18 protein-coding genes and 1 riboswitch are annotated in these 15154 nt (G+C 37.4%); of the genes, 1 reads left to right on the top strand and 17 read right to left on the bottom strand.

What is annotated here, in order from left to right; genetic code table 11:
• Window positions 1-203: 203 nt before the first annotated feature.
• The 16 genes from sufB to ACHZK0_RS24425 form a co-directional block, all read right to left on the bottom strand.
• Window positions 204-1601: a Fe-S cluster assembly protein SufB gene (sufB, locus tag ACHZK0_RS24350; RefSeq protein ID WP_001118824.1), complete on the bottom strand. Its 1398-nt coding sequence runs from the start codon at window positions 1599-1601 to the stop codon at window positions 204-206.
• A gap of 48 nt (window positions 1602-1649) precedes the next feature.
• Entirely contained in the window at window positions 1650-2081 is a 432-nt protein-coding gene (sufU, locus tag ACHZK0_RS24355) for a Fe-S cluster assembly sulfur transfer protein SufU (RefSeq protein WP_000009521.1), read from the bottom strand.
• Window positions 2071-3291, bottom strand: a complete 1221-nt coding sequence (gene sufS, locus ACHZK0_RS24360) for a cysteine desulfurase SufS (protein ID WP_001020767.1) — start codon at window positions 3289-3291, stop codon at window positions 2071-2073. The genes sufU and sufS overlap by 11 nt, the downstream gene beginning before the upstream one ends.
• Entirely contained in the window at window positions 3291-4583 is a 1293-nt protein-coding gene (gene sufD / locus ACHZK0_RS24365; protein ID WP_000152177.1) for a Fe-S cluster assembly protein SufD, read from the bottom strand. Before sufD ends, sufS begins: the two co-directional genes overlap by 1 nt.
• A gap of 15 nt (window positions 4584-4598) precedes the next feature.
• On the bottom strand, window positions 4599-5384 hold the full coding sequence (sufC, locus tag ACHZK0_RS24370) for a Fe-S cluster assembly ATPase SufC (RefSeq protein ID WP_000929163.1): 786 nt from the start codon (window positions 5382-5384) through the stop codon (window positions 4599-4601).
• 238 nt (window positions 5385-5622) lie between these two features.
• On the bottom strand, window positions 5623-6429 hold the full coding sequence (gene metQ, locus ACHZK0_RS24375; RefSeq protein ID WP_000722406.1) for a methionine ABC transporter substrate-binding lipoprotein MetQ: 807 nt from the start codon (window positions 6427-6429) through the stop codon (window positions 5623-5625).
• Between the two features lie 69 nt (window positions 6430-6498).
• Window positions 6499-7311 carry a methionine ABC transporter substrate-binding lipoprotein MetQ gene (metQ, locus tag ACHZK0_RS24380; protein ID WP_000735101.1) on the bottom strand — a complete coding sequence of 271 codons (813 nt, stop codon included), beginning with the start codon at window positions 7309-7311 and terminating at the stop codon, window positions 6499-6501.
• A 23-nt stretch (window positions 7312-7334) separates the two neighbouring features.
• Window positions 7335-8000 (bottom strand): methionine ABC transporter permease, encoded by a 666-nt coding sequence (locus tag ACHZK0_RS24385; RefSeq protein ID WP_000359556.1) that lies wholly within the window; start codon window positions 7998-8000, stop codon window positions 7335-7337.
• Window positions 7993-9018: a methionine ABC transporter ATP-binding protein gene (locus ACHZK0_RS24390; RefSeq protein ID WP_395760964.1), complete on the bottom strand. Its 1026-nt coding sequence runs from the start codon at window positions 9016-9018 to the stop codon at window positions 7993-7995. The genes ACHZK0_RS24385 and ACHZK0_RS24390 overlap by 8 nt, the downstream gene beginning before the upstream one ends.
• Before the next feature lie 178 nt (window positions 9019-9196).
• Window positions 9197-9304, bottom strand: a riboswitch (SAM riboswitch).
• A gap of 125 nt (window positions 9305-9429) precedes the next feature.
• Entirely contained in the window at window positions 9430-9774 is a 345-nt protein-coding gene (locus tag ACHZK0_RS24395; RefSeq protein WP_262741046.1) for a hypothetical protein, read from the bottom strand.
• Window positions 9775-9928: 154 nt separating this feature from the next.
• Window positions 9929-10237 (bottom strand): thioredoxin family protein, encoded by a 309-nt coding sequence (locus ACHZK0_RS24400; RefSeq protein WP_002008881.1) that lies wholly within the window; start codon window positions 10235-10237, stop codon window positions 9929-9931.
• A 3-nt stretch (window positions 10238-10240) separates the two neighbouring features.
• Window positions 10241-10585 (bottom strand): toprim domain-containing protein, encoded by a 345-nt coding sequence (locus tag ACHZK0_RS24405; RefSeq protein ID WP_000640869.1) that lies wholly within the window; start codon window positions 10583-10585, stop codon window positions 10241-10243.
• A 344-nt stretch (window positions 10586-10929) separates the two neighbouring features.
• Window positions 10930-11313, bottom strand: a complete 384-nt coding sequence (gcvH, locus tag ACHZK0_RS24410; RefSeq protein ID WP_000026896.1) for a glycine cleavage system protein GcvH — start codon at window positions 11311-11313, stop codon at window positions 10930-10932.
• A gap of 41 nt (window positions 11314-11354) precedes the next feature.
• Window positions 11355-11720, bottom strand: coding sequence for an arsenate reductase family protein (locus ACHZK0_RS24415; protein ID WP_000218969.1), 366 nt, complete (start codon window positions 11718-11720; stop codon window positions 11355-11357).
• Between the two features lie 529 nt (window positions 11721-12249).
• Entirely contained in the window at window positions 12250-12492 is a 243-nt protein-coding gene (locus ACHZK0_RS24420; protein ID WP_061678018.1) for a DUF3937 family protein, read from the bottom strand.
• 254 nt (window positions 12493-12746) lie between these two features.
• Entirely contained in the window at window positions 12747-13274 is a 528-nt protein-coding gene (locus ACHZK0_RS24425) for a hypothetical protein (protein WP_270340944.1), read from the bottom strand.
• A 143-nt stretch (window positions 13275-13417) separates the two neighbouring features.
• On the opposite strand from ACHZK0_RS24425, the gene ACHZK0_RS24430 reads away from it, so the two are divergent.
• Window positions 13418-14065, top strand: coding sequence for a phosphatase PAP2 family protein (locus ACHZK0_RS24430; RefSeq protein ID WP_063260500.1), 648 nt, complete (start codon window positions 13418-13420; stop codon window positions 14063-14065).
• A 66-nt stretch (window positions 14066-14131) separates the two neighbouring features.
• On the opposite strand, the gene ACHZK0_RS24435 is transcribed toward ACHZK0_RS24430, so the two are convergent.
• Entirely contained in the window at window positions 14132-15145 is a 1014-nt protein-coding gene (locus ACHZK0_RS24435) for a PTS transporter subunit IIC (protein WP_262741049.1), read from the bottom strand.
• Window positions 15146-15154: the final 9 nt, after the last annotated feature.

Genomic DNA, 15154 nt, shown 5'->3' on the forward strand with positions numbered 1-15154 from the left:
GATATCCCAGCCTGAACTGAATCGCCCCCAGCACAACATAAAAAAGCGCCCTGCATAGCAGGGCGCTTCCACTTTTATCTATTATCCAGTTCCAGCGGCTAGAATGTTCGGTGGCTTCACTTCTTCCTATGAGGCAAAAAGCGCCTCTACGTCAGAAGCTCCATCCCCCTCACATTCTGAACGAGCCGCTTCCACTTTAAATATTACCCAATAGAACCTTCCATCTCAAACTTGATTAGGCGGTTCATTTCAACTGCGTATTCCATTGGAAGTTCGCGAGTGAATGGCTCGATGAAGCCCATTACGATCATTTCTGTAGCTTCTTGCTCAGAAATACCGCGGCTCATTAGGTAGAATAATTGTTCTTCTGATACTTTCGATACTTTCGCTTCGTGCTCAAGTGAAACGTAATCGTTTTTGATTTCGTTATAAGGAATTGTATCAGATGTAGATTGGTTATCCATGATTAACGTGTCACACTCGATGTTAGAGCGAGAGTTTTTCGCTTTTGGTCCGAAGTGTACGATACCACGGTAAGTTACTTTACCACCATGCTTCGCAATCGATTTAGAAACGATTGTTGAAGACGTGTTTGGTGCTAAGTGAATCATTTTCGCACCAGCATCTTGGTGTTGGCCTTTACCAGCAATCGCGATAGATAATGTTAAACCACGAGCGCCTTCGCCTTTTAAGATAACTGCTGGGTACTTCATCGTTAATTTAGATCCGATGTTACCGTCAATCCATTCCATCGTTGCGTTTTCTTCACAAACCGCACGTTTTGTAACTAGGTTGTATACGTTGTTCGCCCAGTTTTGGATTGTTGTATAACGGCAATACGCATCTTTCTTAATGATGATTTCTACTACCGCACTGTGAAGTGAGTTAGTCGTGTAAACAGGTGCTGTACAACCTTCTACATAATGTACGTGTGCGCCTTCGTCTACGATGATAAGCGTACGCTCGAATTGTCCCATATTTTCAGAGTTAATACGGAAATACGCTTGAAGTGGTGTATCTACCTTAATACCTTTTGGAACGTAGATGAATGATCCACCAGACCAAACTGCAGAGTTTAATGCAGAGAATTTGTTGTCTGTTGGTGGGATTACTTTTCCGAAATGCTCACGGAAAATATCTTCGTTCTCTTTTAATGCGCTATCTGTATCTTTGAAGACGATTCCTAGAGCTTCTAGGTCTTCTTTCATGTTGTGGTATACAACTTCAGATTCGTACTGTGCAGATACACCAGCTAAATATTTTTGCTCAGCTTCTGGAATACCTAATTTATCAAATGTTGCTTTAATTTCATCAGGTACTTCATCCCAAGACTTCTCAGATTTCTCAGATGGTTTTACGTAGTACGTAATTTCATCGAAATCTAAGTCGTTTAAGTCGCCGCCCCATTGTGGCATTGGCATTTCATAGAACTTATCCAGTGATTTTAAACGGAAGTCTAACATCCACTGTGGTTCTTCTTTCATACGTGAAATCTCTTCAACGATCTCTTTTGTTAAACCGCGTCCAGCACGGAAAATCGAAACGTCTTTGTCTTTAAAACCATATTTATAATCGCCGATATCTGGCAGTTGCTTCGCCATGTTGGTGTGTCCCTCCTTAGATAACCTCGTTTTTAGGAACCTTTAACATTACTTATCTTCGTTTAAGCCCTTTTCTAACGCTTTCCACGCTAATGTTGCACATTTAATACGTGCAGGGAACTTGCATACGCCTTGTAATGCTTCAATATCTCCTAAATCAATGCTGTCATCGTACTCTTTTCCTAGCATCATGTCAGAGAAAATTTTAGAAAGCTGAAGTGCCTCTTCAATTTTCTTACCTTTTACTGCTTGTGTCATCATTGAAGCTGAAGACATTGAGATGGAACATCCTTCTCCTTCAAACTTCGCTTCTTGCACAATACCTTCTGCTACTTTCATCGTAAGTTGAATACGATCGCCGCAAGTTGGATTGTTCAAGTTAACTGTAACACTATCTTCTAACACGCCATGGTTACGAGGATTCTTATAATGATCCATAATAACTTGACGATATAACGTATCTAAATTATTAAATGACATTTGTGAAATACTCCTTTGTCTTGATTAGCGATTCAACAAATGTATCAATTTCTTCTTTTGTATTATATAAATAGAAGCTCGCACGTGCTGTAGAAGAAGCTTTCAGCCACTTCATAAGCGGTTGTGCACAGTGGTGTCCTGCGCGAACCGCAATGCCTTCTACATCTAATACTGTCGCTACATCGTGAGGATGTACGTCTTCAATATTAAATGTAACAAGACCAGCGCGATGCTTTGGACCATAAATTGTAACGCCATCTACTTCTGATAGTCTTTCTAAAGCATATTGCGCTAATTCATGTTCATGCTTTTCAATATTATCAAGACCGATTTCTTCTAGGAAATCAATTGCCGCTCCAAGTCCGATGGCATTACCGATAATCGGCGTACCTGCTTCAAACTTCCACGGAAGCTCTTTCCAAGTAGATTCTTGTAAATCTACGAAATCAATCATTTCACCGCCAAATTCAATTGGCTCCATATTGTTCAGCAATTCTTTTTTACCATATAATACGCCGATACCTGTAGGTCCGCACATCTTATGAGCAGATAATGCGTAGAAATCACAGTTCAAATCTTGTACATCCACTTTCATATGAGGTGTACTTTGTGCACCGTCAACGACCATAATTGCGCCATTTTCGTGTGCGATTGCTCCGATTTCTTTTACAGGGTTAATCGTTCCAAGCACGTTTGAAACTTGCATAATAGAAACGATTTTTGTATTCGGTGTAACTGTTTGACGAACATCTTCTAAAGAAATTGTACCGTCTGGTTGAAGCGGAAGGTATTTTAAAGTTGCACCAGTTTTCTTCGCAACTTGTTGCCACGGAATGATGTTACTATGGTGTTCCATGTAAGAAATAACGATTTCATCGCCTTCTTTTACATTTTCAAGACCATAACTAGCCGCTACTGTATTTAATGCAGTTGTCGTTCCGCGCGTGAAAATAATCTCTTCCATTGATTTCGCATTAATAAACTTGCGAACTTTCTCGCGTGCACCTTCATACGCGTCGGTAGCTTTCGTACCGAGCGTATGAACACCGCGATGCACGTTAGAATTATATTCTTTATAGTAACGTTCTAACGTTTCAATGACTTGAATTGGTTTTTGAGAAGTTGCTGCACTATCGAAATATACAAGTTGTTTGCCGTTCACTTTTTGATCAAGAATTGGAAACTGTTTGCGTATTTCATGAATATTCATTAGCGAACTTTCCTTTCAATTACCTCAACAAGCTGTGCTTTTACTCCTTCAATTGGAAGCTCATTTACTACAGGTGCTAAGAATCCATGGATGACTAAACGTTCTGCTTCGCGTTTTGGAATACCACGGCTCATCAAGTAGTATAATTGGTACGGATCTACGCGGCCTACTGAAGCTGCGTGACCTGCCATTACATCATCTTCGTCGATTAAAAGAATTGGGTTTGCATCCCCACGAGCTTTCTCATCTAACATAAGAACGCGAGAAGATTGTTGTGCATTTGATTTAGATGCACCATGTTCAATCTTACCAATTCCGTTAAAGATAGATGTTGCACTATCTTTTTGTACACCGTGTTTTAAAATCCAACCTTCAGAGTGTTTACCGAAGTGAACAACTTTAGTTGTAAAGTTTTGCGTTTGGTTACCACGGCCAATTGTTACTGTTTTCGTATCAGCATATGAACCGTCGCCCATTAAGTTTGTAACGTTCTCTGAAATTGTGTTTCCGTCATTCATAAGGCCTAGAGCCCAATCAATGCGGCCGTCGCGTCCTACAACACCGCGGCGGTTAACGTAAGTTGTTACGTCTTTTGCTAATAGATCAACCGCACCGAATTTCACTTGTGCGCCTTGTTCCACGATTACTTCTGCTACGATATTTGCAATACCTTTAGCATTTTCATTTGCAACGTAGTTTTCTACATAAGTTGCAGTACTGTTCGCATCAGCTACGAATAATACGTGGTTATATACGTTAGCTTCTTCGCCGTCTACTAAGAATACAGCTTGAAGTGGAGTTTCAAGAACAACGTTTTTCGGAACATATACGAATGCACCGCCGTTGATTAATGCAGCATGAAGTGCAGTTAAACGATGCTCGTCTACCTTCACGCCGTCTTTCATTAAATACTTTTGTAATAGTTCAGCATGCTCTGTTGCAGCTGTTACGATGTCTGTAAAAATAACACCTTTTTCTTTTGCTTCGTCTGCTAAAGAAACGAACGCAGTTGTACCAGTACGTTGTACTAATACGCTGTTATTTTCATCGATTAAGTTTTTCACTGCTTCTGGAAGCTCTGTTAAAGAACTTACAGGCTCTTGCTTAGCAGCGTCGCCTTTTCCGATAAAGTCCCATTTCTCAATTTTCGTTTTATCAGGCGTTGGCATTGGAAGTTCAGTTGCTTGTGCAAGAGCTTGTAAGCGGAACTCAGTCAACCAAGCAGCTTCGTTTACTTCGCTTGCGCGTTGACGGATTGTTTCTTGATCGAAAGGTAATGTACCGATTGTCATGTTTATGCTCCTCTCTTACGCTTCTTGCTCTGTTGTTTCGTCTTCAATACCTAATTCTTTTTTAATCCAGTCATAACCTTCAGCTTCTAGACGTTGTGCAAGCTCAGGGCCACCAGATTTAACGATACGACCGTTCATCATAACGTGAACGAAGTCTGGAGTGATGTAGTTTAATAAACGTTGGTAATGCGTAATCATTAGGCAACCGAACTCTTCGCCGCGCATTTGGTTAATACCTTTAGATACAACTTTTAATGCATCGATATCAAGACCTGAGTCGATTTCATCTAAGATTGCGATTTTTGGCTCAATCATCATTAATTGAAGAATTTCGTTACGTTTTTTCTCTCCACCAGAGAAACCTTCGTTTAAGTAACGTTGTGCCATTTCTGGATCCATTTCTAGGAATTCCATGTTTTTATCTAATGTACGGATAAATTTCATAAGAGAAATTTCATCGCCCTCTTCACGACGTGCATTAATTGCAGAACGTAAGAAGTCAGCGTTTGTTACTCCGCTAATTTCACTTGGATATTGCATTGCTAGGAATAGACCTGCTTGTGCGCGCTCGTCTACTTCCATTTCTAATACATCTTCACCGTCGATGATGATGCTACCTTCTGTTACTTCATACTTTGGGTGACCCATAATCGCAGAAGATAAAGTTGATTTACCTGTTCCGTTAGGTCCCATAATTGCGTGGATTTCTCCACCTTTTACTTCAAGGTTTACACCTTTTAAAATTTCTTTGCCATCAATTGATACGTGTAAGTCTTTAACCGTTAATGTAGAACCAGCCATCTCAATACCTCCATTAATCCTATATATACATTTTAAAAATTCCTAAAACGTTCATATTCTCATTTTATTCTCATTCTAATCTTATATCAAATAAAATGATATCGCAAACGACGAAAAAAAGTAACAATTTTTTCACAAATGTATATAAGTATTTCCCTTGCATCCTTATATGATACACCTTTCTTCTTATTTATATAAAGAAAAAAGGACTGGTAATTTTCCAGTCCTTTCCTCATATTTATTCGCTTACCGGAAGTACAGCACCTTTATATTCTTTATTAATAAAATCTTGAATTTCTTTTGAATGCAGTACTTCTACTAATTCTTTAATTTCTTTTTTCTTCTCGTCACCTTTACGAACTGCAATAATATTTGCGTACGGGGAGTCTGATCCTTCAATCGCAATTGCATCCTTTGTTGGATTTAACTTCGCATCAATTGCATAGTTTGAATTAATGAATAAAGCATCGCCTTCATTATTTTCATACAGCTTTGGTGACAATCCAGGCTCTACATCTGTTTTAAACTTTAAGTTTTTCGGATTTTCTACAACATCTTTCACTGTTGCCTTAACAACATCTACGCCATCTTTTAATTTAATAACGCCGCCTTTTTGTAATAATGCGAGCATACGGCCACGCTCCGCTACGTTATTACTCATAATAACTGTTCCGCCATCTGGAAGTTCTTTTAAACTTTTATATTTCTTAGAATAAATGCCCATTGGCTCTAAATGGATTTTTCCTGCGTTTACAATTTTATATCCCTTTTCTTGAATTTCTTTATCTAAGTAAGGAATGTGCTGGAAGTAGTTCGCATCAATTTCCTTATCCGCTAACGCTTTATTCGGCAGAACATAATCCTGGAACTTTTTAATCTCTAATTTAATACCCTTTTTCTCTAGTATCGGCTGTGCCTTTTCTAAAATAACAGCATGCGGCACGTTAGAAGCTCCCACAACAAGCTTATTCTCTTCTTTCCCTCCGCAAGCAGCTAATGTAAATACAGATAATGCTGTGACAACTGACAATAGAATCTTTTTCATATGACGTCCCCTTCTCCCTATAGTTATGTAGTAAAAAAGGACCGGCATACACCAGCCCTTTTTCAGCAATTATTCTTTTACAGGAACAACTGCACCTTTATATTCTTTAGTAATAAAGTCTTCAATTTCTTTAGAATGTAATACTTCTACAAGCTCTTTAATCGCTTTTTTATCTTTATCACCTTTACGAACCACTAGTACGTTTGCGTATGGAGAATCATCGCCTTCAATTGCAATTGCATCTTTTTCTGGGTTTAATTTCGCATCAATTGCATAGTTCGAGTTAATTAAAACAGCGTCGCCTTCTTTATTGTTATACACTTGTGGCAACAAACCAGGCTCAATATCCGTTTTGAATTTTAAGTGTTTCGGATTATCTGCAATATCTTTTGGAGTTGCACTAACTGGATCTACTCCGTCTTTAATTTTTAAAATGCCTTCTTTTTGTAAAATTGCTAAACCACGTCCATGGTCAGTAACGGAATTACTCATAATAATTGTCGCTCCGTCCGGAAGTTCTTTTAAACTCTTATATTTTTGAGAGTATACACCAATTGGCTCTAAATGAATTTTCCCTGCTATTTCAAAATCATATTTTTTATCTTTCATTTCTTTTTCTAAATACGGAATGTGCTGGAAGTAGTTTGCATCTAAATCCTTATCCGCTAACGATTTATTTGGTAATACGTAGTCTTGAAATTTTTTGATTTCTAACTCAATTCCTTTTTTCTCTAATAAAGGTTTAGCCTTTTCTAAAATAACCGCATGCGGCACGTTAGAAGCCCCCACAACTAGTTTCTTTTCATCTTTATCTTTCCCGCCACAAGCAGCTAAACCAAAAATTGAAGTTGAAATAAGTGCTGTAAGTAATAATTTTTTCATTTGAAACATCCTCCCGTTTTTTATTATCGTTTATCTATTCGAGTCGTTACACGATCACCAATCCACTGAATGAAAAATACAACTAGTAATACACAAATTGTCGCAACGATTGTTACATCGTTATTTCCTCGCTGGAATCCTTCTAAATATGCAAGTGTTCCAAGGCCACCAGCCCCTACAACTCCCGCCATTGCTGTATAGCCTACTAAAGCAATTGTCGTAACCGTAATACCAGATACTAATGCTGGTAACGATTCTGGAATTAACACTTTCAAAATAATTGTGCTTGTTTTTGCTCCCATTGCTTTTGAAGCTTCAATTACGCCTTTATCAATTTCACGAAGTGCAATTTCAACCATTCTCGCGTAGAATGGTGCCGCTCCAATAATTAAAGCTGGCAGTGCTGCACTCGCTCCAAGAATTGTTCCAAGCAAAATCTTTGTGAATGGGATTAATAAAATGATTAAAATAATGAACGGTATCGAACGGAAAATATTTACGAACGCTCCAATCGCCGTGTTAACCGCTTTGTTTTCCCATAAATTATCTTTCGCTGTCATAAAGAGTAACAATCCTAAAATGAGCCCTAAAACAAATGTGGCAAGAGCTGCGATTGCCGTCATATATAACGTTTCACCAGTTGCTTCTAACATTTGATTCCAATCCACATTTGTGAGTAACTTATCCATGTGCAATCACCTCCAGCTCTACTTGATCTTGATGTATTCCCTCTATTGCTTGCTGAATCGCTGTTTCCTCACCATTTAAATGAACAACTAAAGTACCATAAGAGCCGTTATTTGTTTGAGCGATATTTCCTTGCAAAATGCTAACTTCTATATCACTGCGCTGCATTAATCTTTGAAGTACTGGTCTTTCTACAGCCTCACCGATAAACTGCAAACGAACGACTTTACCATCTGGATACTTTTCAATTAAACTTTCAATCGTTTCATTTGTATCTTCAGAATCCGTTAACTGCTGTACGAATCGTTTCGTAATGTCTTTCTGCGGATTACGGAATACATCAAGTACTGAACCCGTCTCTACAATCTTTCCTTTTTCCATTACCGCCACTCGATTACAAATCTTTCGAATCACGTGCATCTCGTGTGTAATGAGTACAATTGTTAAACCGAGACGCTTATTAATATCTAATAATAAATCTAAAATTTGATCTGTCGTTTCTGGATCAAGAGCTGATGTTGCCTCATCACATAAAAGCACTTGTGGGTTGTTAGCTAATGCTCTTGCAATACCAACTCGTTGCTTTTGTCCTCCGCTCAGCTGAGATGGATACGCGTCTCCTCTTCCTTCTAAACCAACGAGATGAATTAACTCATCAACGCGTTTTCTTCTCGCCGCCCTATCAACACCTGCAATTTCAAGTGGAAACTCAATATTTTCACGTACAGTTCGTGACCAAAGTAAGTTGAAATGTTGAAAAATCATTCCGATTTCTTGCCTTGCCTTACGAAGTTCACTTCCTGTAATAGCTGAAATCACACGATTTGCAATTGTAATTTGGCCTGAAGTTGGTTTCTCTAGCTGATTGAATAATCTGATTAACGAACTTTTCCCAGCGCCACTATATCCAATAACACCAAATATTTCACCTTTGTCTATTTTTAAATTGGCATTATCTACAGCAGTGACATCACCGCTTTTTGCTTTATATATTTTCTTTACATTTTCTAATAAGATCATGATGTTCACCCCTTTTTTGTTTGGATCGACTCCGCAATTTTTTATGTTTAATGCGTGTAGTCCACCGTTATCACTACTTTTATTATTTGAATGTCCTCCACATTCAAACAATAAAAAAACCTTTCCGCTTTAGAGAAGCAGAAAGGTTTATATGCGTATATAACAACATTATCCCTCTCTCTCATCTCTCAAAGCATTTGCTTTGCAGGAATTGGCACCATTTCAACATAAGTTGACGGTTGCCGGGCTTCACAGGGCACAGTCCCTCCACCTCTCTTGATAAGAGAAATCAGATTACATTTTCGTCTGATTTGTAATTTATGAAATTGTCTATATTTTATGAATTGAATTGTATCAATATCCACACACCATGTCAACAGAAATTTTCGCAAAAAATGAACCTTCAGAATTTTAAGCGCCTACTGACATCGGTTTACATATATGAAACATCGATTCAACTAATAGCATCGTTCGATACGTTCCTGAATATTGTACACGTCCATCGTTCATTAACATTTGCAACCTTACATTTCCGTTCACCAATTGTTTTACATCTTCTTCATCTACACAAACGATTTGCTCCGTTCCTCTTTCCTCATGTAGCAGCTCTATATAATTCCTTGAAATTTGTAGCGAACAACTTTCATCTCCAAAACGGAAATTAACAGTTTTTTCTCCTTGTCTTAAAAGCGGCTCTAAATGATATTGACCATTAGCGTAATTTACAAATGATTGCAGCAAAGAATATAATTTCACCCTAAATCACATCCTTCATATCACTTTCTATTACACATATCATTCCCTCTCACTAAAGAGCAATCCTGTTACTTTCGCTCGACAAATACTGTAACCACACTGCATCTCGACATATTTCCCGAGAAATATGTCGAGGCGGCAAAAACTTTGCCGCCTACTTTAATTCCGTATATAAATATTCAACCGAATGAAATGCATATATCTTCTTCATGAGTGTCCCATTTTCAAAAACAAGTAGACACGGTACACTTTCAATTCCATACTCTTTCGCTAAATGCGGAGCATAATTTAAATCTAACATTCCAATTTTGAGGTCTTCAATTGTCATCTCAACGACTGTTAACATCTTTTTTGCTAATTGGCATGTTCCACACATTGGAGTATATACATATAACACTGTTTTTTCTTCGTTCTCTATTAAGGCTGTTGCTTCGGCTCCTGTCCAGTCAATCACTTCTATCATTCCTTACCGTAAATATTCTGTATAAACGTCAATGTCAGCTCCCCATAATACATTTGCTAAGTGCGAAGATGGCGCAGTTGCCACTTCTCGGTACGAGCGATCAATATAAATATGCTCTGCTTGCGGAAATTCTTTTCGAAATTGTTTCCTTAACTTTTCTCCAGCATCATCAGCATCCACTAGCACATACACTTCCTTATCAAAAAACTGATCAACGAGCTCATCCATTTTCGACAAACCAATTGTACCATTTGTACAAACAATTTCCACCGGTTCCCGAATAATAGATTCAATCTTTCTTCTATCTGATGTACCTTCTACAATAATGACTTTTTCTACATAAATCATATGTCATCACCCGATCACCATATACTATACAACCTTTAACTTAGTATATAGTATATTCGTTATTTTCATGTTGTTTCCTGTTTATTTTTGCAAAAGAAAAGCGCAAGCGGCTCGTTCAGAACAAGAGGGCATTGGAACTCCTGAACTAGAGGCGCTCTTTGCCTCAAGTGAAGGAGTGAAATGACCGACTGTTCTAGCCGCTGGAGCTGGACAATACAAGCTTAGACGAAAAAGTTTTTTCAAAAAACGTTCTCCTACACAATAATTAGTATATGATTCTATATTCATTATTTTACACAAAATAAAAAAGGACAGCACAAAGGCTGTCCTTTAGTCGACTATAATTAGTCTTGGTTTGTCATTTCTGCATATTTTTCTGCAGTTAATAACTTCTCAACTTGGCTTGCATCAGAAAGTTCAACTTTAACCATCCATGCACCCTCGTATGGAGATTCGTTAACAAGTTCTGGTTGGTCACTTAATTCTTCGTTTACTGCTACAACTTTACCACTTACAGGTGCGTATAACTCAGAAACTGTTTTAACAGATTCTACGCTTCCGAATGGCTCGTCAGCTTCGATTGTTGCACCTACTTCAGGAAGTTCAACGAATACGATATCGCCTAGCTCACCTTGTGCAAAGTGAGTAATACCGATAACAACTTCATTACCTTCAGTTTTTACCCATTCGTGTTCTTCAGAGTAACGTAAATTATTTGGAATGCTCATGACTGTACCTCCAGTGAATGTATTAATTATGTAAAAATACCTTATTGGTACTTTTTCCACACACTTTCAAACTGCTCTTCGTTAAAACCAAGTGTTACATTCGTTCCATTTGTTACGATTGGACGTTTAATCAACATGCCATCAGATGCTAAAAGCTCGTACATTTCGTCTTCACTTGCATCCTTTAACTTATCTTTCAGACCAAGTTCGCGGTAACGCATTCCACTTGTATTAAAGAATTTTTTTAATGGTAATTCACTTTTTTCATGTAAATTACGTAAATCTTCTTTTGATGGTGGATTTTCAACAATATGAATCATCTCATATGCTACATCGTTTGCCTCAAACCATTTCTTTGCTTTTTGACATGTGCCACACTTTGGATATGAATAAAATGTTACTGTCATAAATTCACCTACTTTTTTACTAACCTTTACCTTTATCATATAGAAAACGTTTTATTATTTCAAACGATTATTCGCTAAACTTTTACTTATTTCGTGATAATTTTTAATAATCCTGCAAATTTTTCTTATTTTTCCGCCATTTGTTAAGAAAAAATAAATATATAAATTTTTTTAGATTCTTCTCTTATCACTCGCCGAACATATATCTTAAACAAACGTTTGATTAACTCCCCTTTTTTCTTTGCTAACCCTTGAGCTGCATCGATTTCTTCTTACCGAACATACATCTTAAACAAACGTTTGATTAATTCCCCTTTTTTCTTTGTTAACCCTTGAGCCGCATCGATTTCTTCCTACCGAACATACATCTTAAACAAACGTTTATTTCACCATTTCATCCTATAGTCACAAAATCTGGAAACACTTTACATGACAAAGGCGTACAGATAAAAGGAATTAACAATTTTAGCCGTAATAATGAGAGTATTCCATGATGTTGAAGAAATTACTGCAAAGAAAAAAGACGCATTTAAATGGATGCGTCTTTTGGAGATGTTTCTTTTGTGAAATCATATAAAGCAATTGCGCCTAAAATAACCAGTATACTTTCAGGGGCATCTAACAAAATAGTTCTCCAAGTTTCTGATATTACCCATTTAATACCTGCCGCTGATTCAAGATATGCTTGAAAATAACCGATTGTAAAATCAATTACAAATAAACATACAAGTAATGTTAGACCGAAACGAATTAATTTCTTGTTTTTAAACATATAACACCTCTCAAAGTTCATTGGATATTTCTGAGTTCAGTTCCTTACATACAAAAATCCCTATATTTAATTTTAACATACAAAATATCCAAATAAATACAATATGTATATTTGCATATTGTATGAATATTGAGGAATTGCTGTTAATCAAAACGCTCTACCAGTAACCTCATAACAATGGAATCATTTGGACCATTATATAACCGATTCCTGCATGCGAAATAAAGGAGAAGCCTCGTTTACAGGCTCCTTCTTCATCTATTCAAGTAATCGGCAATTGTTTGGAATACGACGATATACATATTATGAATACTTTCTTCCGTATTTCCACCATTCGATAAACCGACTGCCCATTGTTGTCCTTCACCACTTCCGATATTTGCAAAGCCTTGTGTATACATAGCATTTACATCTTTTCGTGCACTGTTATACTCTATCCCTTTTGTAATAAACGTTGAATATGATTTATCTTGTAAACCGATAAAAAACACTGGTTTCTTTAGCGATGAAAATACATCTTTATACTGATCTGCTGAGGCCTCTTGAAAGTGATCTTTCATTATTAGAAAACCATCCACTTCCTTAGATTTCTTTTCCAGTTCCTCTAACTTCGTTTCCTCAAACTTTATATTCCTAAACGTATCTTTCGGTTTCTCTCCAACAACTCCAATTACGAGTGCTCTTCCGTTATATTCTAATTTCTCTCCTTCTTTATCCTTTGCACACCCAGCACTCACTAGGCATATCAATATAAAAAATAAGAAATACGATAAACGCTTCATTTAGCACCCTCCCCTTCTTTTCAGTCAAGTGACAAAAACGTAAGGTTCATTCAAGAAAATGTAAGTAAAATCGATAGCTCGAATTACGTTTCTATATTATAATCAATTGAATTTACTTACATTACTAAACATAGGAGATTATCATGAAGAAATTTAAACTTTCATCTTTTCTTCCGTTAAGTTATATACTTCTACTCGTACTCGTAAGTCCCCTTTACGATGTATTAAATAAATCGGCTGTTCACGCAGTAGATGTCACAACTGTAGTAGATGATTGGATTCCATTTGTGAAAGCATTTATTATTCCTTATTTACTTTGGTTTCCTTACTTATACGGCGCACTTATTTATTACTGCTTTGCGGATCGAAAACAATATTATGTCACTTTAAGTAGTATCATTCTTGGAAAACTTGCTTGTTTCTCTATTTATTATTTTTGGCAGACAACTGTACCACGTCCAACAGTCGTTGGATCAGACGTATTTTCCGAACTAGTCCGCTATATTTATAGTATCGATCAACCGGTAAACTGTTTCCCTAGCATTCACGTTCTTACTACCTTTATCATTATGTTAGCTGCCTTTAGACGTAGAGAACAACATGCTTTTGAGTATTATATCCTTATGTTCTTCGGTACGCTTATTATTTTATCAACGCTATTTACGAAGCAACATGCATTTGTAGACGCCATTTCTGGCATGACGCTTGCAAGCATACTTTACTTCGGCGTTCAGTTATTATTAGCAAAAGAAACTGTACGTGTTCCAGTAAAACAAAATCATAAAATGTAACATAACAAAAAAGCAGACTGTGGCTTCTACAGTCTGCTTTTCTCTATATAAAGGGAGATTTTCAATTTAAGATTGCGGTACAGTCATATCACCAGAGTGAATACGACCTGCTTTTTTAAGAGCAATGTAAAGTATATAAGAAACAGCTACTGGAATGATGATATAAGTGATGACCATCGCTGGGACAACTCCCCATCCTTGGCTGGAAATTAAATTAATTGGTGCGATAAGAGAGCTTAATCCAAGACCTGCAATTTCTTTTCCTGCTTCCAGTTGGAAAATTAATGCGGATACAGGACCAACTATAGCACTGGCGACGACAGTTGGGACGAGAATCATTGGATTTTTAGTGATATTTGGCAACTGTACTTTCGGAGTACAAAGAGCCTGAGCTAATATGCCACCTAAATTATTTTCTTTCGCTGAGATAACAGAGAATCCGATAAACTGAGCAACGCAGCCTGCAAGAGCAGCACCACCTGCAACACCGTCTAAGCTAAGTGCGATCGCTAACGCAGCTGACGAAGCTGGAGAGATAAGTAATAGTCCCCAAACGACTGCAATCACGATAGAAGCAATAAACGGGCTACCAGCTGAGCTATCTTTAATAAATGCTCCAACTGTATTTAAAACAGGAGTAATATTATGAGATAACCAAATACCAACTAAACCAGAACCTAATATGGCCGCAAATGGAACAAGCATCATATCTAATGCAGTTTTTCCACTTAAACGTTTACCAATGTATACAGCTAAAGTCGCTGTTAATAATGCACCGATTGGCTCACCTGTTTTAATAATTAGACCTGCTTCAGTAATTGAAATGGATCCAGCACCAATCGCTCCAGCTACCATAGCCGAGAAGATTACAAGACCGTTTGCACCGAGCATAAAAGCAATTCCGGCACCAATGGCTGGTGCCATAAGTGATTTTGCAACAACTCCGATTGTAATAAGTAACGGAATATCAACAATTCTTCCTATATTTTCGATTAGTAAACCAATTCCAAGGGATACGAAAATACCTTGTGCGATTCCAGCTGATGCTTTAAATACACGAGACATTATATATTCCTTCATTTGTTTCAC

The organism is Bacillus sp. 3G2 (genome assembly GCF_044324725.1).
GTDB lineage: Bacteria > Bacillota > Bacilli > Bacillales > Bacillaceae_G > Bacillus_A > Bacillus_A mobilis.

What these genes read in the sequence shown, in the direction of transcription:
- metQ (WP_000722406.1), bottom strand. Translation starts at nt 6,429, where the DNA reads ATGAAAAAGATTCTATTGTCAGTTGTCACAGCATTATCTGTATTTACA.
- metQ (WP_000735101.1), bottom strand. Translation starts at nt 7,311, where the DNA reads ATGAAAAAATTATTACTTACAGCACTTATTTCAACTTCAATTTTTGGT.
- sufU (WP_000009521.1), bottom strand. Translation starts at nt 2,081, where the DNA reads ATGTCATTTAATAATTTAGATACGTTATATCGTCAAGTTATTATGGAT.
- ACHZK0_RS24405 (WP_000640869.1), bottom strand. Translation starts at nt 10,585, where the DNA reads ATGATTTATGTAGAAAAAGTCATTATTGTAGAAGGTACATCAGATAGA.
- ACHZK0_RS24390 (WP_395760964.1), bottom strand. Translation starts at nt 9,018, where the DNA reads ATGATCTTATTAGAAAATGTAAAGAAAATATATAAAGCAAAAAGCGGT.
- sufS (WP_001020767.1), bottom strand. Translation starts at nt 3,291, where the DNA reads ATGAATATTCATGAAATACGCAAACAGTTTCCAATTCTTGATCAAAAA.
- sufB (WP_001118824.1), bottom strand. Translation starts at nt 1,601, where the DNA reads ATGGCGAAGCAACTGCCAGATATCGGCGATTATAAATATGGTTTTAAA.
- ACHZK0_RS24385 (WP_000359556.1), bottom strand. Translation starts at nt 8,000, where the DNA reads ATGGATAAGTTACTCACAAATGTGGATTGGAATCAAATGTTAGAAGCA.
- ACHZK0_RS24430 (WP_063260500.1), top strand. Translation starts at nt 13,418, where the DNA reads ATGAAGAAATTTAAACTTTCATCTTTTCTTCCGTTAAGTTATATACTT.
- sufC (WP_000929163.1), bottom strand. Translation starts at nt 5,384, where the DNA reads ATGGCTGGTTCTACATTAACGGTTAAAGACTTACACGTATCAATTGAT.
- ACHZK0_RS24425 (WP_270340944.1), bottom strand. Translation starts at nt 13,274, where the DNA reads ATGAAGCGTTTATCGTATTTCTTATTTTTTATATTGATATGCCTAGTG.
- ACHZK0_RS24415 (WP_000218969.1), bottom strand. Translation starts at nt 11,720, where the DNA reads ATGACAGTAACATTTTATTCATATCCAAAGTGTGGCACATGTCAAAAA.
- ACHZK0_RS24420 (WP_061678018.1), bottom strand. Translation starts at nt 12,492, where the DNA reads ATGTTTAAAAACAAGAAATTAATTCGTTTCGGTCTAACATTACTTGTA.
- sufD (WP_000152177.1), bottom strand. Translation starts at nt 4,583, where the DNA reads ATGACAATCGGTACATTACCTTTCGATCAAGAAACAATCCGTCAACGC.
- gcvH (WP_000026896.1), bottom strand. Translation starts at nt 11,313, where the DNA reads ATGAGCATTCCAAATAATTTACGTTACTCTGAAGAACACGAATGGGTA.
- ACHZK0_RS24400 (WP_002008881.1), bottom strand. Translation starts at nt 10,237, where the DNA reads ATGATAGAAGTGATTGACTGGACAGGAGCCGAAGCAACAGCCTTAATA.
- ACHZK0_RS24435 (WP_262741049.1), bottom strand. Translation starts at nt 15,145, where the DNA reads ATGAAGGAATATATAATGTCTCGTGTATTTAAAGCATCAGCTGGAATC.